At 75.0% G+C, this 23,868-nt stretch carries 20 protein-coding genes; 15 read left to right on the top strand and 5 right to left on the bottom strand.

Going from position 1 to position 23,868, the window contains the following annotated elements:
• Positions 1–548, bottom strand: a 548-nt coding sequence (locus VMV22_07805) for a M20/M25/M40 family metallo-hydrolase (GenBank protein ID HUY22232.1), incomplete at its 3' end; no start/stop codon positions are given.
• The gene (locus tag VMV22_07800) at positions 545–2,308 is read right to left on the bottom strand and encodes an acetyl-CoA carboxylase biotin carboxylase subunit (protein ID HUY22231.1); all 1,764 of its coding nucleotides are present in this window, start codon (positions 2,306–2,308) and stop codon (positions 545–547) included. The genes VMV22_07805 and VMV22_07800, both read right to left, overlap by 4 nt.
• 57 nt (positions 2,309–2,365) lie before the next feature.
• Between VMV22_07800 and VMV22_07795 the strand changes: the two genes are divergently transcribed.
• The 10 genes from VMV22_07795 (at position 2,366) to VMV22_07750 (ending at position 12,863) form a co-directional block, all read left to right on the top strand.
• Positions 2,366–3,292 carry a biotin--[acetyl-CoA-carboxylase] ligase gene (locus VMV22_07795; protein ID HUY22230.1) on the top strand — a complete coding sequence of 309 codons (927 nt, stop codon included), beginning with the start codon at positions 2,366–2,368 and terminating at the stop codon, positions 3,290–3,292.
• Between the two features lie 37 nt (positions 3,293–3,329).
• Positions 3,330–4,358, top strand: coding sequence for a dTDP-glucose 4,6-dehydratase (gene rfbB, locus VMV22_07790; GenBank protein ID HUY22229.1), 1,029 nt, complete (start codon positions 3,330–3,332; stop codon positions 4,356–4,358).
• Positions 4,359–4,378: 20 nt separating this feature from the next.
• A complete protein-coding gene (gene rfbD, locus VMV22_07785) occupies positions 4,379–5,335 on the top strand; it encodes a dTDP-4-dehydrorhamnose reductase (protein ID HUY22228.1) in 957 nt (318 codons plus the stop codon).
• Entirely contained in the window at positions 5,332–6,642 is a 1,311-nt protein-coding gene (locus tag VMV22_07780; protein ID HUY22227.1) for a UDP-glucose/GDP-mannose dehydrogenase family protein, read from the top strand. The genes rfbD and VMV22_07780 overlap by 4 nt, the downstream gene beginning before the upstream one ends.
• A 158-nt stretch (positions 6,643–6,800) precedes the next feature.
• Complete coding sequence (locus VMV22_07775; protein HUY22226.1) at positions 6,801–7,745, top strand: UDP-glucuronic acid decarboxylase family protein; 945 nt, start codon at positions 6,801–6,803, stop codon at positions 7,743–7,745.
• 76 nt (positions 7,746–7,821) lie between these two features.
• A complete protein-coding gene (locus VMV22_07770; GenBank protein ID HUY22225.1) occupies positions 7,822–8,754 on the top strand; it encodes a glycosyltransferase family 2 protein in 933 nt (310 codons plus the stop codon).
• Between the two features lie 8 nt (positions 8,755–8,762).
• Positions 8,763–9,707 (top strand): glycosyltransferase family 2 protein, encoded by a 945-nt coding sequence (locus tag VMV22_07765; protein ID HUY22224.1) that lies wholly within the window; start codon positions 8,763–8,765, stop codon positions 9,705–9,707.
• A 90-nt stretch (positions 9,708–9,797) separates the two neighbouring features.
• Positions 9,798–10,580: a hypothetical protein gene (locus VMV22_07760; GenBank protein HUY22223.1), complete on the top strand. Its 783-nt coding sequence runs from the start codon at positions 9,798–9,800 to the stop codon at positions 10,578–10,580.
• Positions 10,577–11,665, top strand: a complete 1,089-nt coding sequence (locus VMV22_07755; GenBank protein ID HUY22222.1) for an NDP-sugar synthase — start codon at positions 10,577–10,579, stop codon at positions 11,663–11,665. The genes VMV22_07760 and VMV22_07755 overlap by 4 nt, the downstream gene beginning before the upstream one ends.
• Positions 11,666–11,723: 58 nt before the next feature.
• Complete coding sequence (locus VMV22_07750; protein HUY22221.1) at positions 11,724–12,863, top strand: NAD-dependent epimerase/dehydratase family protein; 1,140 nt, start codon at positions 11,724–11,726, stop codon at positions 12,861–12,863.
• Between the two features lie 100 nt (positions 12,864–12,963).
• Here VMV22_07750 and cofE read toward each other — a convergent pair whose 3' ends face one another.
• Positions 12,964–13,713 carry a coenzyme F420-0:L-glutamate ligase gene (gene cofE / locus VMV22_07745; protein ID HUY22220.1) on the bottom strand — a complete coding sequence of 250 codons (750 nt, stop codon included), beginning with the start codon at positions 13,711–13,713 and terminating at the stop codon, positions 12,964–12,966.
• A 42-nt stretch (positions 13,714–13,755) separates the two neighbouring features.
• Positions 13,756–14,685 carry a 2-phospho-L-lactate transferase gene (cofD, locus tag VMV22_07740; GenBank protein HUY22219.1) on the bottom strand — a complete coding sequence of 310 codons (930 nt, stop codon included), beginning with the start codon at positions 14,683–14,685 and terminating at the stop codon, positions 13,756–13,758.
• Between the two features lie 58 nt (positions 14,686–14,743).
• On the opposite strand from cofD, the gene VMV22_07735 reads away from it, so the two are divergent.
• Genes VMV22_07735 through VMV22_07720 form a run of 4 tightly spaced genes read left to right on the top strand, consistent with a single transcriptional unit; the run spans position 14,744 to position 19,234 of the window.
• Entirely contained in the window at positions 14,744–15,949 is a 1,206-nt protein-coding gene (locus VMV22_07735; protein HUY22218.1) for a glycosyltransferase family 1 protein, read from the top strand.
• A gap of 9 nt (positions 15,950–15,958) precedes the next feature.
• Complete coding sequence (locus VMV22_07730; protein HUY22217.1) at positions 15,959–17,107, top strand: glycosyltransferase family 1 protein; 1,149 nt, start codon at positions 15,959–15,961, stop codon at positions 17,105–17,107.
• Complete coding sequence (locus tag VMV22_07725) at positions 17,104–18,327, top strand: glycosyltransferase family 1 protein (GenBank protein HUY22216.1); 1,224 nt, start codon at positions 17,104–17,106, stop codon at positions 18,325–18,327. The genes VMV22_07730 and VMV22_07725 overlap by 4 nt, the downstream gene beginning before the upstream one ends.
• A 10-nt stretch (positions 18,328–18,337) precedes the next feature.
• Entirely contained in the window at positions 18,338–19,234 is an 897-nt protein-coding gene (locus VMV22_07720; GenBank protein ID HUY22215.1) for a GDP-mannose 4,6-dehydratase, read from the top strand.
• 225 nt (positions 19,235–19,459) lie between these two features.
• On the opposite strand, the gene VMV22_07715 is transcribed toward VMV22_07720, so the two are convergent.
• Positions 19,460–19,825: a hypothetical protein gene (locus VMV22_07715; GenBank protein HUY22214.1), complete on the bottom strand. Its 366-nt coding sequence runs from the start codon at positions 19,823–19,825 to the stop codon at positions 19,460–19,462.
• 187 nt (positions 19,826–20,012) lie between these two features.
• Here VMV22_07715 and VMV22_07710 point away from each other — a divergent pair, with 187 nt between their 5' ends.
• Positions 20,013–23,858, top strand: coding sequence for a glycosyltransferase family 2 protein (locus VMV22_07710; GenBank protein HUY22213.1), 3,846 nt, complete (start codon positions 20,013–20,015; stop codon positions 23,856–23,858).
• The last annotated feature ends 10 nt before the right edge of the window (positions 23,859–23,868 follow it).

The following is a 23,868-nucleotide window of genomic DNA, read 5'->3' as shown; positions in this document are numbered from 1 at the left end:
CCCGTGTAGCGCACCTCGACGTGGTCGACCGCCAGGCAGGTGGCCTCGAGCCGGTCCTCGGGCCACGGGTGCACCATCATGGCCGCGTGGGCGCCGGCGAAGGCGCCCCGCTCGAGGAGGAACACCTTGCCCCCGCCGCCCTCCTCGGCCGGCGTGCCGAGCACCGTCACCGTGAGGCCGAGGTCGTCGGCCATGCCGGCGAGCGCCATCCCCGCGCCGAGCGCCGACGCCGCGATCAGGTTGTGCCCGCAGGCGTGGCCCACCGCCGGCAGGGCGTCGTACTCGGCGCAGATGACGATGGACAGCGGCCCCGTGCCGGCCCGGGCCTCGAAGGCGGTGGGCAGGTCGTAGGCGCCGCGCGCCACGGCGAAGCCGGCCTCGTCGAGGGCGTCCGACAGGCGCTCGGCGGCGCGCACCTCCTCGAAGCACAGCTCGGGCTCGTCGTGCACGGCCCGGCTGAGCGCCACCAGGGCGCTGCGGCGCTCGTCGACCACCCGGCGCGCCGCGGCCTTGGCGCCGTCCGCGCCCGCGGGGCCGGCCCCGGTCACTCGATGACGGCGATCACGTCGCCGGGCCCGACCGAGTCGCCCGCCGCCACCTTGACCTCCTTCACCGTCCCCGCCTTCTCGGCGCTGATGGCGTTCTCCATCTTCATGGCCTCGAGCACGCACACGGTCTGGCCGATCTCGACCTCGTCGCCCTCGGCCACCAGGACCTTCACGATCGTTCCCTGCATCGGCACGGCCACCGTGCCCGACCCCGACCCGGCCACCGCGGCCCGGGGCTTCTGGGGGCGGGCGCCGCCGCGTGCGGAGCCGGTGGCCGCCACGTCGGGGACCCAGAGCCGCACCTCGTAGCGCCGGCCGTCGACCTCCGCCGTGACCTCGCGCAGCACGCGGGGGCCGGCGGGGTCGCCCGGGCCGGCGGCGGGACCGGGGTCGGCCGGAGCGGCCGGTACCAGCGACGACAGGTCGAGGCGGTCCTCCACCCACCGGGTTGAATGGCGGCCCTCGATGAAGTCGGGGTGCGACAGGATGGCGACGTCGGCGGGCAGGGTGGTGGCCACGCCGGTGATCACGGTCTCGTCGATCGCCCGCAGCATCCGGCGGCGGGCCGCCTCGCGGTCCCGACCCCACACGATCAGCTTCGCCACGAGATTGTCGTAGTACTGGCTGACGGTGTCGCCCGCCTCGTACCCGGCGTCGAGGCGCACACCCGGCCCGCCCGGCGCCCGCAGGGCCGTGATGGTCCCCGGCGACGGCACGAAGCGCCCCCCGGCGGGGTCCTCGGCGTTGATCCGCACCTCGATGGCGTGCCCGTTGTGCTGCACCTCGTCCTGGGTGAAGCCGAGCGGCTCGCCCGAGGCCACGCGCAGCTGCCACTCCACGAGGTCGAGCCCGGTCACGAGCTCGGTGACGGGGTGTTCCACCTGCAGGCGGGTGTTCATCTCGAGGAAGAAGAACTCGCCGTCCTGGTAGAGGAATTCCACGGTGCCGGCGTTCACGTACCCGCAGGCCTTGGCCACCGTGACGGAGGCCTCGCCCATGGCCCGGCGCACCTCGTCGGGGAAGGCGGCCGCCGGGCTCTCCTCGACGAGCTTCTGGTGGCGGCGCTGGGGGGAGCAGTCGCGCTCGCCGAGCCACAGGGCGTTGCCGTGGGTGTCGGCGATCACCTGCATCTCGATGTGGCGGGGCCAGTCGAGGTACTTCTCGACGTAGATCTCGGGGCGGCCGAAGTACGCCTGGGCCTCGCGCTGGGCGGACTCGACCGCCTCGGCCACCTCGTCGGGCGACGACACCACCTTCATGCCCCGCCCGCCACCGCCGTAGGCGGCCTTGATCGCCACCGGCCACCCGTGGGCGGCGCCGAACTCGGCCACCTGGGATGGGTCGGTGAGCGGCTCGGTCCGGCCCGGGACCCCCGTCACGCCCGCCGCCTCGGCGGCGCGGCGCGAGCTGATCTTGTCGCCCATGATCTCGATGGCCCCGGGCGGCGGCCCGATGAAGGTCACGCCGGAGGACGAGATGGCGCGCGCGAAGTCGGCGTTCTCTGAGAAGAAGCCGTACCCGGGGTGCACGGCGTCGGCGCCGCTGCGGGTGATGGCGTCCAGGATGGCGCCGGTGTTCAGGTAGCTCTCCGCCGCGCTCTGGCCGCCCAGGGGGTACGCCTCGTCCGCCAGGCGGACGTGGAGGGCGTCGCGGTCGAGCTCCGAGTACACGGCGACGGTGGGGACGCCCAGCTCGCGGCACGTGCGGATGACCCGCACGGCGATCTCTCCCCGGTTGGCGATCAGGACTTTGCGCAGCACACGGAGCCTTTCACGTGAGGAAACCACAACACTGGCACGGGCCGTAGGGTAGGTGCCATGTGCGCCGCGGCCGGGCCGGCGGGGACCCGGTTCACCTCCGTGCGGCGGCTCGCCGAGATCGATTCCACCAACCGGTACCTGCTCGACGAGGCGCGGGCGGGGGCGCCCGAGGGCGTGGTGGTGGTGGCCGACTACCAGCACGCCGGCCGGGGGCGCCTCGGGCGCCGCTGGGAGGCGCCCGCCGGGTCGAACCTGCTCGTGTCGGTGCTGCTGCGGCCGGCGCTGGCGGTCGAGGAGCTGCACCTGTGCACCGTGGCCGTGGCCCTCGCCGCCGCCGACGCCTGCGAGCGGGCCGCCGGCCTCGTGCCGCAGCTCAAGTGGCCCAACGACCTGGTCGTCGGGGACCGCAAGCTCGCCGGCATCCTGGCCGAGTCGATCCCGCCCGCGCCCCTCGTGCCGCCCACGCAGCCGATGCCGCCCGCGCCCCTCGTGCCGCCCACGCAGCCCGCACCGCCCGCACCGCCCGCGCCGCCCGCGACCGATGCGGCCGGCGCCCACCCGGCGGTGGTGGTCGGGTTGGGCCTCAACGTCGGCTGGCCACCACCCGAGGGTGCCGGTCCCGAGACGACCGCCGTCGACGGCCCGGGGTCGGCGGAGCATGACGAGGTCCTGCGGACCGCCACCTCCATCTGGCGCGAGACCGGCCTGCACCCGGCGCCCGCCGACGTGCTCGACCACCTGCTCGTCGCGCTCGAGCCCCGGGTGGCCGCCCTGGCGACGGCCGAGGGCCGGCGGGCCATGGCCGGGGAGTACCGGCGCCGCTGCACCACCCTGGGGCGCGTGGTGCGCGTGTCGGGCTCCGACGGGGACTTCACGGGTACCGCCGCCGACATCACCGTGGAGGGCCACCTGGTCGTGGACGTGGGCACCTGCCTGAAGACGGTGGCGGCGGGCGACGTCGTGCACCTGCGTACCTCGGGCTGACCGGTACCCCGTTGCCCCGGTCTACGATTGCCAGGCTATGAACGTCCTCGTCACCGGCGGTGCCGGCTTCATCGGCTCCAATTTCGTGCGCTACTGGGTGGAGCGCCATCCCGGGGACGTCGTGGTGGCCTACGACGCCCTCACCTACGCCGGCAACCGCCCCAACCTCGCCGACGTGGAGGACCGGATCGCCTTCGTGCACGGCGACGTGTGCGACGTCGAGCTCGCCCTGCGCACCCTGCGGGAGCACGACATCGACACCGTCGTCCACTTCGCCGCCGAGTCCCACAACAGCCTGGCGGTGCTCGACCCGGGCCGCTTCTTCCGGACCAACGTGCTGGGCACGCAGGCCATGCTGGAGGCCGCCCGGCTCGCCGAGGTGGTGCGCTTCCACCACATCTCGACGTGCGAGGTGTACGGCGACCTCGACCTCGACTCGGACGAAGCGTTCAAAGAGGACGACGCCTACCGGCCCCGCACCCCGTACAACGCCTCCAAGGCGGGCGCGGACCACGCCGTGCGCGCCTACGGCGAGACCTACGGCCTGGCTGCCACCATCACCAACTGTTCCAACAACTACGGCCCCTTCCAGTTCCCCGAGAAGGTGATCCCCCTCTTCACCGCGTACGCTCTCGACGACCGGCCCCTGCCGCTGTACGAGTCGACGCAGAACCGGCGCGAGTGGCTCCACGTGGTGGACCACTGCCGTGCCGTGGAAGCCGTCCTCGACCGCGGCCGCATCGGCGAGACCTACCACGTGGGCAGCGGCGTCGAGGCGAGCATCGAGCAGATCGCCGACGCCGTGCTGGCCACGCTGGGTAAGCCGTCGTCGCTCAAGAAGATCGTTCCCGACCGCCCCGGCCACGACCGCCGGTACCTCCTCGACTGCACCAAGATCACGACGGAGCTCGGGTGGGCGCCCACCGTCGAGTTCGAGCAGGGCCTCGCCGACACGGTGCGGTGGTACGCGGACAACCGCGCCTGGTGGGAGCCGCTGCTGGACCGGTCCCCGGTGGTCGAGACGTCGTGGGGCGACGCCTCCGCCGCCACGCCCGAGTCGCGCTAGCGGGTGGAGCCGTCGAGGCCATGAGGGTCCTCGTCACCGGCGCGGGCGGCCAGCTGGGGAGAGACGTCGTCGACGCGCTCGAGGGCCGGGTGCCCGCGGGCGGCAGGGCGGACGACCCGGCGACGGGCCGCCTGGGCACGCGACCGCCGTGCGACGTGGTGGCGGCCGACCACGCCGGGCTCGACGTCGCCGACCGCGATGCCGTGCTGGCAGCCGTCGACGCGCTGCGCCCCGACGTCGTGGTGCACGCCGCGGCGTGGACGGCCGTGGACGCCTGCGAGGACGACACCGACCGCGCCTTCGCCGTCAACGCCCTGGGCACCCGGAACGTGGCCGAGGCGGCGCGCCGCATCGGCGCCCACGTCGCCTACGTGTCGACCGATTACGTCTTCGACGGCACGTCGGCCACGCCGTACCGGGAATGGGACGCCACCAACCCCCTGTCGGTGTACGGGCGCAGCAAGCTGGCGGGCGAGGGCGAGCTCGACCCGGGGTCCACGGTGGTGCGGACGTCGTGGGTCTGCGGCGCGCACGGCGCCAACATGGTGGGCACGGTGCTGCGCCTGGCGGCCGGGCCCGGGCCGCTGCGGTTCGTGGACGACCAGTGGGGGAGCCCGACCTTCACCGCCGATCTCGCCGGCAGGCTGGCGGTGCTGGCCACGGACCGTGTCCCGGGCACCTACCACGTGACCAACGCCGGCGTGACGTCGTGGTACGGGTTCGCCCGCGCCGTGGTGGAGGCGGCCGGGGACGACCCCGACCGCGTCGAGGCCATCGCCACGGCGGAGCTCCACCCGCCGCGCCCCGCCCCCCGCCCGGCCAACTCCGCCCTCGACAACTGCGCGCTCCGGCTGCTCGGGATGCCGCTGCTGCCCGACTGGCGCGACGGCCTGGCGCGCCTGGTGGCGGAGCTGCACCCCGCGGCGGTGCCGGTGCCGGCCTCGGCGTCGCGGGCGCCGGTGAAGGAGGAACGGTGAGCCTGCAGGGCACGGAACCCCACGAGGTGCGCACCGCCGTCATCGGCGCCGGGTACGTGGGGCTCACCACCGCCGTCGTCCTGGCGCACCTGGGCTACCAGGTGGCGTGCGGGGAGTCGGACCCCGCCAAGGTGGCGACCCTGTCGAGCGGGGAGCCCACCATCGTCGAGGACGGCCTCGGGGAGATCCTGCGCGCCGGGCTCGACTCGGGCCGGCTGCAGTTCGTGCAGGGCGCCACGGCCGCGGTACGGGGCGTGCAGTTCGTCTTCCTGTGCGTCCCTACCCCCCAGGGCGCCGACGGGGCCGCCGACGTGAGCTTCCTCGAGTCGGTGGCCGTCGAGATCGGCCCGCACCTCGAGCACGGGGCGATCGTCGTCAACAAGTCCACCGTGCCGGTGGGCTCGACCCACCTCGTCGAACAGCTGCTCGACCGGCCCGACGTGGCCGTGGTGTCGAACCCCGAATTCCTGCGCGAAGGGACCGCCATCCACGACGCCCTGCACCCGGACCGCATCGTGGTGGGCGCCGACGACCAGGCGGCGGCGGCGCGCGTCGGGTCGCTGTTCGCCTCGACCCAGGCCCCGATGATCGTCACCGACGCCGCCACCGCCGAGACCATCAAGTACGCGTCGAATGCCTTCCTGGCCACCAAGCTGAGCTTCGTGAACGCGGTGTCCAACCTGTGCGAGGCCGTGGGCGCGGACGTGCGCGACGTGCTGCTCGGCATGGCCTACGACCACCGCATCGGCTTCGACTACCTGCGCCCGGGGCCCGGCTGGGGCGGCTCGTGCCTCCCGAAGGACACCCGGGCGCTCGTCTACATCGGCGAGCAGTCGGGGTACGAGTTCTCGCTGCTGCGTGGGGCGATCGAGACCAACGAGGCCCAGCTGGCCTCGGTCACCACCAAGATCCGCACCGCTGTGGGGGGATCGCTCCAGGGCCGGGTCGTGGCGGCGTGGGGCCTCACCTTCAAGGCGCGCACCGACGACCGGCGCGACTCGCCCGCCGTGGAGATCCTGCGCCGGCTGGTCGCCGAGGGCGCCACCATCCGGGCCTTCGACCCCACCGTGCACGGCCCGATCCCCGAGTTCCCCGCGTCGGTCGAGATCCTCCCCGACGCCTATGCGGTGTGCGAGGGTGCCTCCTGCGTCGTGGTGCTGACCGAGTGGGAGGAGCTGCGCTGGCTCGACTTCTCCAAGGTCCGCGACCTGCTCGCCGATCCGCACGTGGTCGACGCCCGCAACCTGCTCGACCCGGCCGCCATGCGGCGCCTGGGCTTCACCTACGTCGGCGTGGGGCGCCCGTGACCGACCCGGGAGCGCGAGTGCCTGCCGGCGGCGCGGCACCAGCCGGCGACGCGGCACCAGCCGGCGACGCGGCACCAGCCGGCGGCGCGGCACCAGCCGGCGACGCGGCACCGGGACGGGCCCCGGCGAGGCCCGGCCCCGGGACGTCGCAGCGGGTGGTGGTCACCGGCGGGGCCGGGTTCCTGGGATCGCACCTGTGCGAGGCGCTGGTGGCGCGCGGCGACAGCGTCGTCGCCGTCGACGACCTGTCCACCGGGGTCGTCGACAACGTGGCCGCCCTCGATGGCACGCCCGGCTTCGAGCTGGTCGTGGCGGACGTCAGCCAGGGCCTGCCCGTCACCGGCCCGGTCGACGCCGTCCTGCACTTCGCCAGCCCGGCCTCGCCGCCCGACTACCTCGAGCGCCCCCTGGAGACCCTGGCCGTCGGCAGCGAGGGGACGCGGCACGCGCTGACGTTGGCCGCCGAGCACGGGGCGAGGTTCCTCCTGGCGTCGACGAGCGAGGTGTACGGCGACCCGACGGTGCACCCGCAGCCCGAGACGTATTGGGGCAACGTCAATCCCGTGGGGCCGCGCAGCGTCTACGACGAGGCGAAGCGCTTCGCCGAGGCGCTCACCATGGCCTGGCGGCGGGCCAAGGGCACCGACGTGGGGATCGTCCGCATCTTCAACACCTACGGCCCGCGCCTGCGGCCCGGTGACGGGCGTGTCGTCTCGAACTTCCTGGTCCAGGCCATCGAGGGGCGTCCCCTGACGGTGTACGGCGACGGGTCGCAGACCCGGAGCCTGTGCTTCGTCGACGACGAGGTGGCCGGGATCCTGGCGCTGCTCGACTCGGGCCTCACCGGGCCGGTCAACATCGGCAACCCCGCCGAGCTCACCGTGCTGGAGCTGGCCCACGCCGTGCTGGCCCTGACGGGGTCCTCCTCGCCCGTGGTCCACGAGCCCCTCCCCGTCGACGACCCCACCCGGCGGCGGCCCGACATCTCGGTGGCCCGCCGGGAGCTCGGGTGGGAGCCGGTCGTCACCCTCCAGGAGGGCCTACGACGCACGGCCGAATTCTTCTCCGCCGGCACCCCGGAAGGCGTCGGGCCTCGGCCATGATGGGAGGAGGTGGCCGGGCGCGCCGGTCGGTGCGCCGCCGCCGCAGCAACGACAGGCCGGCTCGGAGGTCCGCACGGTGAGCGCCCGCGACGTGAACGCCCGCGTCAAGCACAACGGCACCCGCAAGGGCGCCGTCGCGCCCGCCGAGACCGCCGCACCGGCCGAGACCGCCGCACCGGCCGAGACCGTCGCGCCCGCCGAGACCGCCGCGCCCGCCGAGACCGCCGCGCCCGCCGCGCCCGCCGAGACCGCCGCGCCCGCACCGGCGGTGGCGGCCCGGGTGGTCCCGGCGGAGAGCGTGGCGGCGGCGCCGGTGTTCCGCACGCTGTCGGTCATCGTCCCCGTCTACAACGAGCGCAACACCGTGGCCGAGATCCTGCGCCGCATCCGCGCCGTCGACCTGCCGCTGCAGCTCGAGGTGGTCGTGGTGGACGACGGCTCGACGGACGGGACCGACAAGGTGCTCTCCGCGCTGCAGGACTCCACGGTGCGGGTGGTGACGCACAAGGACAACCGAGGCAAGGGGGCGGCGGTGCGCACCGGTGTGGCGACGGCCCGGGGCGAGCTCGTGCTCATCCAGGACGCCGACCTCGAGTACGACCCCGACGACTGGCCGCGCCTGCTCGACCCGGTCCTCAAGGGAAAGGCCGAGGTCGTCTACGGGAGCCGCTTCACCGGCGAGCGGCGCGCCATGCGACCGACTCAGTGGTTGGGCAACCGCCTGCTGACCCTGACGGCCAACGTCCTGTACCGCTCGACACTGTCGGACATGGAGACCTGCTACAAGCTCTTCGACCGCCGCGTCCTCGACGGCATCACCATCGAATCCGACGGCTTCGACTTCGAGCCCGAGATCACGGCCAAGGTCCTGCGGCGCGGGCACCGCATCTACGAGGTGCCGGTCTCCTACACCGGGCGCGACCCATCCGAAGGGACGAAATTCGCCTGGCGCGACGGGGTGCACGCCCTCACCACGCTGGTCCGCTACCGGCTCGTCCGCCGGGTCTGATCCCCGACATGACGCGGTCGCAGACCCCCTCGGTGCCCGGCGCCGGGCACGACGTGGGGTCCGACGGCGAGGCGACGGCCCCTCCCGGCGTGTCGGCGGTGGTCGTCAACCACGACGCCGGCCGCGCCCTGCTCGAGTGCGTGGCTTCGCTGCGCGCCGAGGGCGTCGCCGAGGTGACCGTGGTCGACAACGCCTCGACCGACGGGTCGCCGGCCGCGCTCGAGTCGGTCGACGACGAGGTGCGCGTGGTCCGCACGGGGGCCAACCTGGGTTACGGAGCGGGCGCCAACCGCGGCATCGCCACGGCGACGGCGGAGCTCGTGCTCGTGTCGAACCCCGACGTGGCGGTGCACCCCGGCGCGCTCGTCGCGCTCGCCCGCGTCCTGGCCGCGGACCCGACCCTCGCGGTCGTCGGGCCGCGCATCTTGGAGGCCGACGGCTCGCGCTATCCCTCGGCGCGCCGCTTCCCGTCGCTCGTCGACGCCGTCGGGCACGCCCTGCTCGCCGGGGTGGCGCCCACCAACCGCTTCTCGCGCCGCTACCGGATGGCGGACCTCGACCCCGACGCCCCCACCGAGGTCGACTGGGTGTCGGGCGCGTGCTTCCTGGCCCGTCGGCGAGCCCTCGACGAGCTCGGGGGCTTCGACGAGGCGTACTTCATGTACGCGGAGGACGCCGACCTGTGCTGGCGGGCCCGGCAGGCCGGGTGGGGCGTGGCCTACGTGCCCGACGCTGTCGTGACGCACCTGCAGGGGATCTCCACCGCCCGCCGCCCCTACCGGATGCTCCTCGCCCACCACCGCTCCGTCTTGCGGTTCGCCTCGCGGACCACGAAGGGGTGGCGGCGCGCCACCCTGCCCGCCATGGCCGTGCTCCTGGCGGTCCGGCTGGCAGTGGCCTGTGCCCGGCAGGCCCTGGCGGCGCGGCGCGGTGCCCCGCGCCCGGCCGAGTAGGGTTGCGGGCCGATCATGGCCAGGGGTGATACGGGCAAATGGGTGGCGCGCGCAGGCGCCACGGGCGGAGGCCGGACCTACCGCGGGCAGATGCCCGTGAAGTGGTATGCCAGCCTCGTCCTCATCTGCGTGCTGGGCGTGGCGCTGATCGTCTACAGCCGCTACGAGCGCCAGCACCCGGCCCCGGCGGTGCAGCCCGCCATCGGGGCCCACTGGTACCAGGCGCTGTCCTTCGACGTGTGCGGGTCGCCGCCGACGCCGGTGAACCTCCCCGCCAACCCGAATGCCTCGACCCCGCCGGTCCCGGGCATCCGCACCAACGGTGACGGGGTGATCCAGGTATCGCCCACCGCCGCCTCGGACGCCGGGAACAACGCCACCCTGGCCCGCTTCGTGGCCCACTACCCCAAGCTCACGCTGACGGCGACCACCCTCAAGCTCCCCGGCGGCACCGCGTACAAGAACGGGCAGGCGTGCGCGGCGGGGACGAAGGACGCCGGCCAGAAGGCGTCGCTGCAGATCAAGGTGTGGCCGTACTTCACCCCGCCGGGGTCGAACCACCCGGTGGTCTTCCACGACCCCGCCGCCGTGAAGCTGGCCGACGGGCAGCTCATCACGGTCGCCTTCGTCCCGCAGGGCTCCTCGATCCCCAAGCCGTCGTCGATCGTGGCCATGCTCAACGACCGGGCCGGGTCGGCGGGGGCGACGTCCACCACACTGCCGACGCTCTCGCCCACGACCGTCGCCGGGGCGACGACCACCACCGTGGCCACGACGGCGCCGCCGACCTCGGCCGCCACGACCACCACCTCGGCGCACGCCACGACCACGACCAAGCCGGCGGCCTCACCCACCACCACGCGCGGGAAGTGAAGGCCGTCGTCCTGCTGGGTGGCGAGGGGACCAGGCTCCGGCCGCTCACCTACACGACTCCCAAACAGCTGCTCCCCGTCGCCGAGGTCCCGATGCTCGAGCGCGTCCTCGCCCACCTGGCCCGCCACGGGGTCGACGAGGCTGTGCTGTCGCTCGGGTACCAGCCCGACGCCTTTCTCGCCGCCTACCCGAACGGCGAGGCGGCGGGCGTGCATCTGGTCTACGCCGTCGAGCCCGAACCGCTCGACACCGCCGGGGCCGTCGCCTTCGCGGCCCGTCACGCCGGCATCGACGAGACGTTCATCGTGGTGAACGGCGACGTGCTGACCGACGTCGACACGTCCGCGCTGGTCGCCTTTCACCGCTCGCACGGCGCGGCCGCCACGATCCAACTGACCGCGGTGCCCGACCCTTCGCGCTTCGGTGTGGTCCCGACCGACGAGGACGGCCGGGTGCTCGAGTTCGTCGAGAAGCCCGACCCCGGCACCGCCCCCACCAACCTGATCAACGCCGGCACCTACGTGCTCGAGCCCGAGGTCATCGAGCGCATCCCGGCCGGACGGCGGGTGTCGGTCGAACGCGAGACGTTCCCGGCACTGGCGTCGGAGGGTGCCGTGTACGCGCTGGCGAGCGAGGCGTACTGGCTCGACACCGGCACCCCGGTGGCCTACCTGCAGGCGAACGCCGACCTGCTCGACGGCACGCGGCCCGGCGTGCCCGCCCCCGGAGCCCGCGAGGTCACCGCAGGGGTGTGGGTGCTCGATGACCCGGAGGTGGCCGGTGAGGTGCGCGGGCCCAGCCTGGTCGGCGACGGCGCCACCGTGCAGGCCGGCGCCACCGTGGACGGCAGTGTGATCGGCGCGGGCAGCGTGGTGGAGGCCGGTGCGCACGTGGAGGGCTCGGTGCTCCTCCCCGGGGCCAGGGTGGAGGCCGGGGCCCGCGTGACCGGGTCGATCCTGGGCCGGCACTGCGCCGTGGGCAGGGACTGCGAGCTCACGCCGGTGACGGTGATCGGCGACGGGATGATGGTGGCCGCAGGGACGCAGCTCGACGACGCCCGGGTTCCCGCGGAGATGGCCTCGTGAGCCGGGCGCCGGTGACCGGGACACAGGTGACCGGGGCCCAGGTGACCGGGACCCGGACGTGGGCGGCGCCGACCGCGGCCAACTCGACCACGGTGGTCAACTCGACCACGGTGGTCAACTCGACCACGGCGACCACGGCGACCACGGCGCCCACGGCGCCCACGGCGCCCACGGCGACCACGGCGCCCACGGCGCCCACGGCGCCCACGGCGCCCACGGCGCCCACGGCGATCGGAGCGCGCTGATGCAGGTGATGGTCACCGGCGGCGCGGGGTTCATCGGGTCGAACCTCGTGGACCGCCTCCTGGCCGAGGGCCACAGCGTCGCCGTCGTCGACGACCTGTCGAGCGGGTCGCTCGCCAACCTGGCCGACGCTCGCGCCTCGTCCTCGCACGCCCTCGCTTTCCACCAGCTCGACGTACGGTCGGACGAGCTCGTCGAGGTGATCGGCCGCCGCCGCCCCGAAGTGGTGTTCCATCTCGCCGCGCAGGCCGACGTGCGGGTGTCGGTCGAACGCCCCGTGTTCGACGCCGATGTCAACATCCTGGGCACGCTGCGCGTGCTCGAGGGAGCGCGTGCCGCGGGCACCGCCCGTGTGGTCTTCGCCGCCAGCGGCGGGACGCTCTACGGCGAATCGGACCCGGCCGAGCTCCCGTTGAAGGAGTCGCACCCCCACCGGCCGCTCTCGCCGTACGGGGTGTCGAAGATGGCGGCGATCGACTATCTCGTGGCATACCGGGAGCTGCACGCCCTGGAGTTCTGCGCCCTCGCCCTCGCCAACGTCTACGGCCCGCGCCAGGACCCGCACGGCGAGGCGGGCGTGGTGGCGATCTTCGCCGACCGCCTGCTGCGCGGGGAGCCCGTGACGATCTTCGGCGACGGGGAGCAGACGCGTGACTTCGTCTACGTCGACGACGTGGTGGACGCCTTCGTCCGGGCCGCCACTCGCGGCGGCGGGCTCGTCCTCAACATCGGCACGGGCCTGGAGGTGTCGGTGAGCGACCTGGCGCGCGTCATGGGAGAGCGCGCCGGCGCCACCGTGGCCCCGGCGCACGCGCCGGCGCGCCCCGGAGAGCTGCGGCGCAACGTCCTGGACCCCGAACGCGCCGGCATCCACCTGGGGTGGCAGGCGTGGACCACGCTGGGCGACGGCGTCGGCGCCGTCCTCGACCACACGCGGCGACGCCCGGCCACCTGATCACCGACCCGGTCAGGGTGCCCGGCCGTCGGACTCGGCGGGGCCGGGCATGCTCAGCGCAACACGGGGTCAGCCCAACACGGGTCAGCGCAACACGGGGTCAGCGGAACAAGTCCTCGGCGGGCGGGCGCAGGACCTCCTCGGCCACCGACCCGCGCCGCAGCCAGGCGGCCTCCACGCCGCGCACGACGGCGACGGGGATCGAGGCGGCCTTGCCCATGACGAGCTCGGCGGCCGACGCCACCTCGTCGGCCACGCATACCTCGGTCGCCACGAGACTCCGGCCGGTGGCGTCGGCCGTCCCCCGGAGGTCCACCACCGCCGCCAGGCCCGCGCAGCCGATGGCCACATCCACCACGCCCTTGCGCCAGGGGCGGCCGAAGGTGTCCGACACCACCACCGCCACCTGCCGTCCCGTGGCCGCCCGGAGGCCGTCGCGGATGCGCCGGGCGGAGCGGTCGGAGTCCTCGGGCAGCAGCGCCGCGAACCCTCGCTCGACGTTGGAGAGGTCGACGCCGGCGTTGGCGCACACGAACCCGTGGCGCGTCTCGGAGATCACCAGGTCGCCGCGGCGCCGCAGCACGCGGACCGACTCCGCCTCGATCACCCGCAGTCGGTCGTCGGGGTCATCAGGGTCGACGGGCACGAGGCGCCCCTCGGACTTGGACACGATCTTCTGGGTGACCACCACGACGTCGCTGTCGGCGAGCTCGACGCGTGCCGCGATCATGGTGGCGATGTCGTCTCCCTGACGGACCTCTCCCATGCCGGTGACGGGCAGCACGAGCAGCGCGCCCGGTGGCACCTGGGTCCCGGAGGGCACCGGCGGCACCGGCGTCACCGGCGGCACCGGATCACCGTCGGCACCGGCACCCGTCACCGGCGGCACCGGTCACCGGGACGCGCCGACGGCGCAGAGCCCGGCCAGCGCCTCGGCCAGCGCCGGTGTGCGCATGATCGTGGGGGCGACGACGCACCTGAGCCCGCACGCCTCGACGTCGCCCACCAGCGCGGCGTCGGCCTCGTCCACCACGAGCGTGCCCACGAGCGGGGTGTACATGCGGGCGACGCCGACGACCGTCGACTCGTGGCCGAGCTCGGTGAGCAGCCGGTCGGCCGGGCCCTTCAGCGCGGCGCCGGCGACGATGGGGGAGACCGCCACGACGTCGTCGCGGCGTGCCGCCAGCGCGTCGGCGATGCCGGGCACCGCCAGCAGGGGCCCGATGGAGACGACGGGGTTCGACGGGCACACGACCACCCGGTCGGCCCGGGCGATGGCCTCCAGGACCCCGGGTGCGGGGGCTGCGGCCTCGGCGCCCGCGAAGCGGACGGCCTCGACCGCCACGGCATGCCGGTGGCGCACGAAGTACTCCTGGAAGGAGATCTCGGGCCCGCCCACCAGCGTCAGCATGGTCCGGACAGGGTCGTCGGACATCGGGACCAGCCGCGCCCCGACGCCGAGCGCGGCGGTGAGCTCGGCGGTGACCTGCGACAGCGGTGCGCCCTCGGACAGGCGCTGGGTGCGGTAGAGGTGGGTGGCGAGGTCGCGGTCGCCGAGGCGGAACCACGCCTGCCCGCCGAGCTGCCCGAGGCGCTCCATGACGGTCCACGTCTCGCCGGCGAGGCCCCAGCCGCGCTCGTCGTCGTTGAGCCCCGCCAGGGTGTAGGTCACGGTGTCGAGGTCGGGGCTGATGTGCAGGCCGTGGAGCACGGTGTCGTCCCCGGTGTTGACCACGGCCGTGACGTCGCCCGGCGGCACCACCCGGACCAGGCCACGCAGCAGGCGGGCGGCGCCAACTCCTCCGGCGAGGGCCGTGATCACGGCGCAAGGCTAATGGTCCGTGCGCCGGGCTCCGTCGCCCGTGTGCAAGGCTCGCTCGGTGGCGGGAAGCGCGCGACCTGAGACCGGGCGCCTGCGGGTGGCGGTCGACGCCACACCGTTGCTGGGCACGCGCACCGGCGTCGGCCGCTTCTGCGAGGGGGCGCTGGGGGCGCTCGCCACCCGGTCCGACCTCGACGTGAGCGCCTTCGCCGTCACCTGGCGCCGCCGTCGTCGGCTGCCGCCCGCCGTCCCCCCCGGGGTGCGCGTCCACCAGCGGGCCATGCCCGCCCGACCGCTCCACCTGGCCTGGGCGCGCGTCGGCCGGCCGGGCGTGGAGTGGTTCGTGGGGCCCGAGGACGTGGTCCACGGCACGAACTTCGTGGTCCCGCCCTGCCGGTGGGCGGCCCGCGTCGTCACGGTCCACGACCTCACGACGCTGCGTTTCCCCGAGCTGTGTGACCGTTCCACCCTCGGTTTCCCCCGCCTGGTGCGGCGAGCCATCGCCGAGGGCGCGTGGGTGCACACGCCCTCGCGCTTCGTCGCCGACGAGGTCGTCGCCGAGTTCGCCGCCGACCCGGCGAAGGTGCGGGCCGTGCACCACGGCATCCCGCGACCCCACGTGTTCGAAGGGGCGCCCGAGGCCGCGGCCGAGCCCGGACGCCAGGGCGCGGGCGGCGCCGGGCCCCACAGAGGTGCGGCGCCACACCTGCCGCCCGGCGTCACGCGGTACGTGCTGGCGGTGGGGACCGTCGAGCCGCGCAAGGACTACCCGGGCCTGGTGCGCGCCTTCGCGGCGGTGGCCGCGGGCCGTCCGGACGTGGCCCTGGTGGTCGCGGGCGCCGACGGGTGGGGGGCCGACGCCTTCCACGAGGCCGTCCACGCGTCGCCCGTGGCCGACCGCGTGCTCCAGCTCGGCTACGTCTCCGACGAGGCACTGGGCCGGTGGGTGGCGGGCGCGGTGGTGCTGGCCTTCGCGTCGGTGTACGAGGGCTTCGGGTTCCCGCCCCTCGAGGCGATGGCCGCGGGCGTGCCCGTGGTGGCGACGGCGGCGGGCGCCGTTCCCGAGGTCGTCGGCGACGCCGCCCTGCTGGTGGCGCCGCGCGACGTGGACGCGCTCGCCGGCGCGCTGGCGAGGGTGCTCGACGACGAGGGACGGCGCGCCGGCCTCGTGGCGCGAGGGAGGCAGCGGGCAGGCCTGTTCAGCTGGGAGGCGTGCGCGGCCGGCCTGGCCGAGCTGTACGCCGACGCGTCCCGTGCCCGGTAGGCGCGGGCCGTGGCGGGCGCGGCCGGGGGAACGAGCGCGGGGGCGGGCCCGGTGAGCGCGGCGCGCGACACCGGCGACGGCGGGGTGCTCCTCGTCGTGGAGCAGCTGCGGCGGGCGGTCCCCGGGGGCATCGGCACCTACGCCCGCGGGCTCCTGCAGGGGTTGGCGACGCTCGCCGGCGGTGACGGCGCCCTGCCCCCGGTCACGCTGCTCGCCAGCCGCCCGCCCGCTACTCCCGACCCGCTGGCGGCGTTCGGCCTGCCGGTGATGGCGTCGGCGCTCCCGGGCCCGCTGCTCACCCGCGCCTGGGACCGCGGGCTCCTGCGCACACCGGGCCGGTTCGCGGTGGTGCACGCCCTGTCCCTGGCGGTGCCGCCGACCGGGAAGAGCGCCGAGGTCGTGACGGTCCACGACCTGGCGTGGCGCGCCGTCCCCGACGCCTACCCCCGTCGCGGCCGGCGGTGGCACGACAAGGCCCTCGGGCGCGCCCTGCGCCGCGCCTCGCACTTCGTGGTGCCCTCCGCCGCCGTCGCCGGCGATCTGGTGTCTGCCGGCGCGCCGTCGGGGGCGGTGACAGTGGTGCCGCACGGCTCGGACCACCTCCCCGCGCCCGACCACGCCGCCGCCGGGGCGCTGCTCGAGCGCCTCGGGGTGGGCGGCGAGTTCCTCCTGTCGGTGGGGACGCTCGAGCCGCGCAAGAACCTGACGCGCCTGTTCGACGCGTACGCGGACGCCCGCGGCGCGCTGCCCGGGCCGTGGCCGCTGGTGGTCGTCGGGCCGACGGGATGGGGAGCGCGGACCCCGTCACGGGACGGCATCGTGTTCGCCGGACCGGTCGGTGATGGCACCCTGGCATCGTTGTACGAACGGGCGCGACTGCTCGCCTACGTCCCGCTCCAGGAGGGGTTCGGGCTCCCGCCGCTCGAGGCGATGCGCGCCGGCACACCCGTGGTGGCGAGCCCGCTGCCGAGCACGGGGGACGCCGCGCTCGAGGTCGATCCGGCGCGGGTCGACGAGATCGCCGGGGCGATCGTGCGCCTGGCGACCGACGACGCGCTGAGGGCCCGCCATGCCGCCGCCGGCCGCGCCCACGCGGCGCGCCTCACCTGGAGCGCCGCAGCCGGCGCGCATGTGGCCGTGTGGGCGTCACTCGCATGAGCGGGCCGTCGCTGCGCCTGTCGCTCGACGTGAGCGCCGTCCCCGACCGACCGGTCGGTGCGGGGCGCTACACCATCGACCTCGCCACCGCGCTCCTGGCGCGCGACGACGTGACGCCGACGCTGTGGAGCCGGCGGGGCGACGCGGCACGTTGGCGCGCCATGACCGGCGCCGGCGGCGCCGGTGCCCACGTCGAGGCCGTCGCGCCGGAGCGGCGCCCGCTGCGCCTGGCGTGGGAGCAGGCCCGGCTACCCGGCCTGCTGCGTCGTGCGGATGTCGCCGTGCACCACGGCCCGCACTACACGATGCCCGAGCGTGCCCGCCTGCCCCGGGTCGTGACCGTCCACGACCTCACCTTCTTCGAGCATCCGGAGTGGCACGAGCGGTCCAAAGTCGTCGTCTTCCGCCGCGCCATCCGGGTGGCGGCCCGCCGGGCCGACGCCATCGTCTGCGTCAGTGCGCGGACGGCCGAGCGGCTCGAGGCGCTGTGCAGCCCCACCGGCCGGGTCTTCGTCGTGCCGCACGGCGTCGACCACGATCGCTTCCGCCCCGACCCCGGCGCTGCTGACGCCGACGGGCGGATCCTCGAGGGGCTCGGCGTCCACCCGCCCTACGTGGTGTTCGTCGGGACGCTCGAGCCGCGCAAGGCGGTGCCCGACCTGGTGGCCGCGTTCGACATGGTGGCGGGCGCGAGCTCCGAGCTGTCGCTCGTCCTGGCGGGCCAGCCGGGCTGGGGCGCGGCGGCGGTGGAGCGCGCGGTGGCGGCGGCGCGCGCCGGGGGGCGCGTCGTGCGCACGGGGTACGTCCCCGATGACGCCGTGCCGGCGCTCCTGCGCCAAGCCGTTGCCGCCGCCTACCCGGCCCTGGAGGAGGGTTTCGGCCTCCCGGCCCTCGAGGCCCTGGCGTGCGGGACACCGCTGGTCACGACGGCGGGGACGACGATGGCCGAGCTGTCGGCGGGGGCCGCCTTCGAGGTCCGACCGGGGTCGGTGGGCCAGCTCGCCGACGCCCTGCGCGCCGTAGCAGGCGGCGACGACGCCGTGGCGGAGCGCCGCCGTCTCGGATTGGCCGTCGCCGCCGGGCACACCTGGACGGCGTGCGCGGCCGGGCACATGGCGGCGTACCGGTGGGCGGTGGGTGGCCACCCGGGCTCGCCACCGGGGCCGCCACCGAGGCCGCCACCGGGGCCGCCACCGGGTGGGAGCGCCGCTCCCCGGTAAGGTTCGGCGCGTGCGTGCGCTGGTGACGGGGGGCAGGGGCTTCGTGGGCACGTGGTTGACCACGCACCTCACCGAGCAGGGTGACGAGGTCGTGGCCATCGACCACGAGGTCGACGTCACCGACGGCCAGGCCGTGCGCGCCGCGATGTTCGATGCCGCGCCCGACGTCGTGTACCACCTGGCGGCACTGACCCACGTGGGGCGGTCGTGGACCGATCCGGCGGAGGTGCTGCAGGTGAACGCCACCGGGACGCTGTATGTGCTCGAGGCGGCGCGAGCCTGTCCGCGCCCGCCGCGGGTGCTGGTGATCAGCTCGGCGGAGGTCTACGGCGCGGTCCCCGAGGAGCGCCTCCCCGTCAGCGAGGACGCGCCGCTCGCCCCGGTCACACCGTACGCGGCGTCCAAGGTGGCGGCCGAGTACCTCGGGGTGCAGGCACACCTCGCCCACGGGCTTCCGGTCGTGCGCGTGCGCCCCTTCAACCACGTCGGGCCGGGACAGTCGTCGGGGTTCGTGGTGCCGGCCCTGGCGGAGCGGATCATGGCCGCCCGTCGCACCGGCGCCTCGAGCATCCTCGTCGGGAACCTGTCCGCCCGGCGCGACCTCACCGACGTCCGCGACGTCGTGCGTGCATATCGCCTGTTGGCCGAGCAGGGCGTTCCGGGGGACGTCTACAACGTGTGCACGGGCCACGACGTCGCCATCGAGGAGGTGGCCGAGCGGTTGCAGGTTCTCGCCGGCACCGACCTGCGCCTCGAGCTCGACCCGTCGCTGGCGAGGCCCGTGGACGTCCCGGTCGTGCGGGGGGACCCCACCAAGCTGCACGCCACCACGGGGTGGGCGCCGGAGATCGACCTCGACACCACGCTGGCCGACGTGCTCGCACAATGGGGTGAGCGCGCCGCCTGAGCCCGGCCCATGACGCGCCGAACGCCCTGCGGGGGCAGGGCGTTCGGGTGGCGGGGGGAGTCCTTGGGGACCCTGCCCGCCGGGCCGTCCCGGGGGGTCAGGACGGGTGCTGATCGTCACCGGGCGTCGCCGGTCCGGCGCCGCCCGACAGGCTCGACAGATGTCAGGCCGGTGTCGGTGTCAGGCCGGTGTCGGTGTCAGGCCGGTGTCGACGTGAGGCCGGTGTCAGGCCGCCGTCGTCAGGAGCTTGCGCAGCTGCTGCCGGGCCTCACGGGCCTGGGTGTGGGCCTTGGTGACCAACTCGCGGGCGGGGACGGGCAGCCGCTCCTCGATGGGAACGAGCGAGGCCTCGATGCGGCCGATGACCGTCTCGACGGCGTCGTCGACGCCCTTGACCCGCTTCGTCAGCCCGCCACGCACGCCACCGAGGCGCTCCTCGATCTGGGTGCGGGGCTCGGCGAGGCGCTTCTGGAGCTCCTGGCGCCGAACCTGCGCGCGCTGGAACCCGAGCACGCCCAGGCCGACCACGACATAGGCGGCGTCCCGTGCGGTCTTGGTGATCTCGTCGGTGATGTCCTTGAACTCGGGCATCTCGGTGTCCTTCCTGTGGGAAAGCCGGGGGGGTGGCTTCTGCTAACTATTGTACGGCCAACCGCTAACAGTTGCAAGCACAATTTGCTCCGTCCCTGCTCAGGCGGCCCGGTGGCCCGGGATCCCGGGGAGCGTGGGCTCGGCTTTTGGGGTCGCCACAGCGGTGACGGGTAGCCTCGTGGCCCTGATGGAGACGATTGCTCCGCCGGTCGTCGCCGTGATCGTCACGTGCGATCCCGGGGAGTGGTTCGACGAGACACTTCGGGCCTTCGCCTCCCAGGACTACCCCGAGCTGTCGGTCCTGGTGCTCGACGCGGCGAGCGCCGTCGACCCCACGCCGAGGGTGGCCGCCGTGCTGCCGGAGGCCTTCGTCCGCCGGCTGCCCGAGAACCGGGGCTTCGGGGCCACGGCGAACGAGGTGCTCTCGATGGTGGAGGGAGCGTCGCTCCTGCTGTTCTGCCACGACGACGTCGCCCCCGACCCAGATGCCGTCCATATCCTCGTCGAGGAGTCCTTCCGCTCCAACGCCGGCGTGGTGGCGCCGAAGCTGGTCAGCTGGGACGACCCGGCGAGGCTGCTGCACGTCGGCATGGCCGTGGACAAAGGCGGTGCTGTCGTCGACCGGGTCGAGCCCGGCGAGATCGACCACGGGCAGCACGACGCCGTGCGCGACGTCTTCCTCGCGCCCGGCGGGTGCACCCTGGTCCGCGCCGACCTCTTCGCCGAGCTCGAGGGGTTCGACCCCGACGTGTTCGCCATGGGGGAGGACCTCGACCTGTGCTGGCGTGCCCAGATCTTCGGCGCCCGGGTCGTCGTCGCCCCGGGGGCACGTGTCCGCCATTTGGAGCTCCTGGCGAGCGGTCGCCGGAGCCTCCCCGAGCACGTACTGACGGGCACGCCGCGGGGTGGGTCGCGGGCCGGCCCCGAGACCACGAGCCCCCCCGCCGCCGAGGTCGTCACGGAAGCCACAGCCGGCGGCGCGACCGCTGGCGCGACGGGCACAGCCGGCGGCGCGACCGCTGGCGCGACGGGCACCGCCGGCGGCGCGACCGCTGGCGCGACGGGCACCGCCGGCGGCGAAACGAGCGCCGGCACGGCCGTTGCCGCCATCGGTGGCGGCAACGAGGAGTCGCCGACCGGTCCCGTGGCCGGCACCTCGCCGTCGGGGCCGCGTCGACGCCGTGGCGCGGCACGCGCCGGCCACCGCCACGTGCAGCGCGTGACCCTCCAGTCGTTGCAGCGCCGGCACGAGCTGCACGCCGCGTTGAAGGCGTACGGGCGCTTTCATCTGGTGCGCGTGCTGCCGCAGGTCGTGCTCCTCGCTGCCGCGGAAGCCGTGATCGCGTTGGTGGCGCGCCATCGCGACCGTGCATCGGCCGTGGCCCATGCATGGGGCTGGAACCTGGCCCACCGGCGCTCGCTGCGCTCAGCCCGGGCGGTGGTACGCGCCCATCGCCGTCTCGACGACACCGCGGTGCGCAGGCTGCAGCTCCACGGCAGTGCGCGCGTGAACGCCTATGTGCGGCGAGCAGTCACCCACGGCCTGCAGGCGGCGAACCTCGGGGGCGCAGAGGAGGACCTCGTGGCGTCCGCCGGAGGAGCGGCCTCCATGCCGCGCGCCGCCGCCGGCCGGGGGGTGGCAGTGCCCGCCGGCGGGGCGGCGGCGGGGGAGGCGGGGGAGGCGGGGGAGGGTCCGGCGACGTCGACACGCCTACTGGTGTGGCTGGCGGCGACGCTGGTCGTGGTCTTCGGCACCCGCCAGCTCGTCGGGTCGGGCTTCCCGTTCATCGGCCAGCTCCTCCCGATGCCGTCGTGGGCGACGCTCGTGCACCGCTTCCTCGCCGGTTGGCAGCCGACCGGGGTGGGCACCACCGACCCCGCGTCACCGGCGACGGGGATCCTCGGTGTGGCCGGGATGGTGCTGTTCGGTGGCGTCGGGCTGCTGCAGAAGATCATCGTGCTCGGGTGCATCCCCGTCGGTGCCATCGGGATGGCGCGGCTGACGCGGCCCCTCGGCACGGCGTGGGCACGCGTGACGTCGACCGTGATCTACCTCGCCATCCCGGTTCCCTACGATGCGTTGGCGACGGCGCGGTGGGACGCGTTGGTGATGTACAGCGCCTGTCCCTGGGTGGTGCACCTGCTGGCCCGGGCGTCGCGCGTCGAGCCTCATGATGGTCCCCTTGCCGACTGGCGCACGTCGACGGCCGAGGGGGCCGCCGCGCCACGTCGTGCGGCCGTGGCGGTGGCCTCGATCCGCAGGGGGCGACCGGGCGCACCGTGGCGTCGGTCCCTCGTGGGGTGCGCCCTGGCGCTGGGGCTCCTCGAGGCGCTCGTGACGTCGGTGGCCCCGACGAGCGCCCTCGTCATCCTGGTGGTGGCGGCAGGCCTCGCCCTCGGCAACCTCGTGGTCGGAGGCCGCGCCGGGCTCAGGGCCGCCGGTCGCGTCATGGCCGCCGCCGTGGGGTCGACCGCCGTGACGATCGTGCTCCTGGCCCCGTGGTCCATCGCCGTCCTCGGGGGCCCGGGGCGCTGGCAGACGCTGGCGGGCCTTGCGCTGGACCCGTCCACCGCCGCCGGCTGGGGCCAGCTCCTGCACCTGGCCGTCGGGCCCATCGGGAACAACGCCCTGGCCTGGGCCTTCCTCGTCGCGGCTGCCCTGCCGCTTCTCATCGGCGCCCGCTCGCGCCTTGCCTGGGCGGGCCGGGCGTGGTCGATCGCGGTGGTGGCGTGGGCGGTGGCCTGGATGTCCGGCCGCGGATGGCTGGGGGCCGTGGCGCTGCCCCCGCAGGTGCTCCTCGTGCCCGCCGGAGTGGGCCTCGCCGTGGCCGTCGGCCTGGGGGTCGCCGCCTTCCAGCGCGACCTCCCTGGCTACCGCTTCGGCTGGCGGCAGGGCGCCGCCGTGATCGCGGCCGCGGCCGCCGCGGTCGGGATGCTCCCCGTCCTGGCCGGCAGCCTGAACGGGCGCTGGGACATGGTGCCGAGCGGCTACGGCCAGGCAACGTCGTGGATGGCGTCGCATCGCGCGCAGGGCGACTTCCGGGTGCTGTGGCTGGCCGACCCGCGGGTCCTACCCGGTGACGGGTGGGAGTTGTCGCGGGGGCTCGCCTTCTCGTTGAGCGAGAACGGCCTGCCGGACACGACCGCCCTCTGGGCCGGGTCGTCGCCCGGGAAGGCGACGGCGATCGGGAGCGGCGTGCAACTGGCACGTCGCCACGCGACGGTCCGCCTGGGCCGCCTCCTCGCGCCCTACGCCGTCCGCTACGTCGTCGTGGTGGACACCTTGGCGCCCTCGATTCCCGGGTTGCAGACCCCCGTCGCACATCCGCCGCCGCCCGACCTCCTTCCCGCCCTCTCCGCCCAGATGGACCTGCGCCAGGTGATCTCGCAGGGCGGGTTCGACGTCTTCGTGGACGACGCCGCCGTGCCGGAGCGGGCGGTGCGGACCGTGGCGACGGCCCCGTCCTCCGCGGCGTCGGTCGTCGCCGGCCCCGCTCCCGGCCTGTCCGGATGGAAGCCGGCCCTGCCCGCTCCGGCGGGCACGACCCGGGTGTCTGGTCGCGTGCCGGCGGGGACTGTCCTGGCCGCCGTCGCGCCAGCGCGCGACTGGCACCTCGTCGGCCCCGGCGGCCGTGTACAGGTCGCCACCACGGCGTTCGGCTACGCCGCGGCGTTCCGGGTGGCGCGGCCCGGCGTGGTGACCGTCGCCTTCGGTGGGTCGTGGGCACACGGGCTCGAGGTCGGCCTCGAGACCGCGGCGTGGGTGGCCGTCGCGGGCGTGCTGGCCGGTCGGCGCCGGTGGTTCGGTCTGTGGCGGTGGCGCCGGCGCCGGCGCCGGGTCGGGGTTCCGAGTACAGGCCTGCGCACAGCCGGTGCCGTCTCCCGCTCAGGCGAGGTGCCGCCGACGGTGATCGGGGACGGCGCCGTCGTTCACACCGGCCCGGAGACCACCGGCCCGGAGACCACCGGCCCGGAGACCACCGGCCCGGCGACGACCCGACCGTCGGCCACGGTCACCGGCCCCGCCACGTGACCGCGCCCGT

Source organism: Acidimicrobiales bacterium, assembly GCA_035531755.1.
Lineage (GTDB): Bacteria > Actinomycetota > Acidimicrobiia > Acidimicrobiales > UBA8190 > DATKSK01.
The sequence above is the reverse complement of the archived record's forward strand: the minus strand, read 5'-3'. Positions and strand labels throughout refer to the sequence as shown.

What these genes read in the sequence shown, in the direction of transcription:
- VMV22_07795 (HUY22230.1), top strand. Translation starts at nt 2,366, where the DNA reads ATGTGCGCCGCGGCCGGGCCGGCGGGGACCCGGTTCACCTCCGTGCGG.
- rfbB (HUY22229.1), top strand. Translation starts at nt 3,330, where the DNA reads ATGAACGTCCTCGTCACCGGCGGTGCCGGCTTCATCGGCTCCAATTTC.
- rfbD (HUY22228.1), top strand. Translation starts at nt 4,379, where the DNA reads ATGAGGGTCCTCGTCACCGGCGCGGGCGGCCAGCTGGGGAGAGACGTC.
- VMV22_07765 (HUY22224.1), top strand. Translation starts at nt 8,763, where the DNA reads ATGACGCGGTCGCAGACCCCCTCGGTGCCCGGCGCCGGGCACGACGTG.
- VMV22_07760 (HUY22223.1), top strand. Translation starts at nt 9,798, where the DNA reads ATGCCCGTGAAGTGGTATGCCAGCCTCGTCCTCATCTGCGTGCTGGGC.
- VMV22_07725 (HUY22216.1), top strand. Translation starts at nt 17,104, where the DNA reads ATGAGCGGGCCGTCGCTGCGCCTGTCGCTCGACGTGAGCGCCGTCCCC.
- VMV22_07715 (HUY22214.1), bottom strand. Translation starts at nt 19,825, where the DNA reads ATGCCCGAGTTCAAGGACATCACCGACGAGATCACCAAGACCGCACGG.
- VMV22_07710 (HUY22213.1), top strand. Translation starts at nt 20,013, where the DNA reads ATGGAGACGATTGCTCCGCCGGTCGTCGCCGTGATCGTCACGTGCGAT.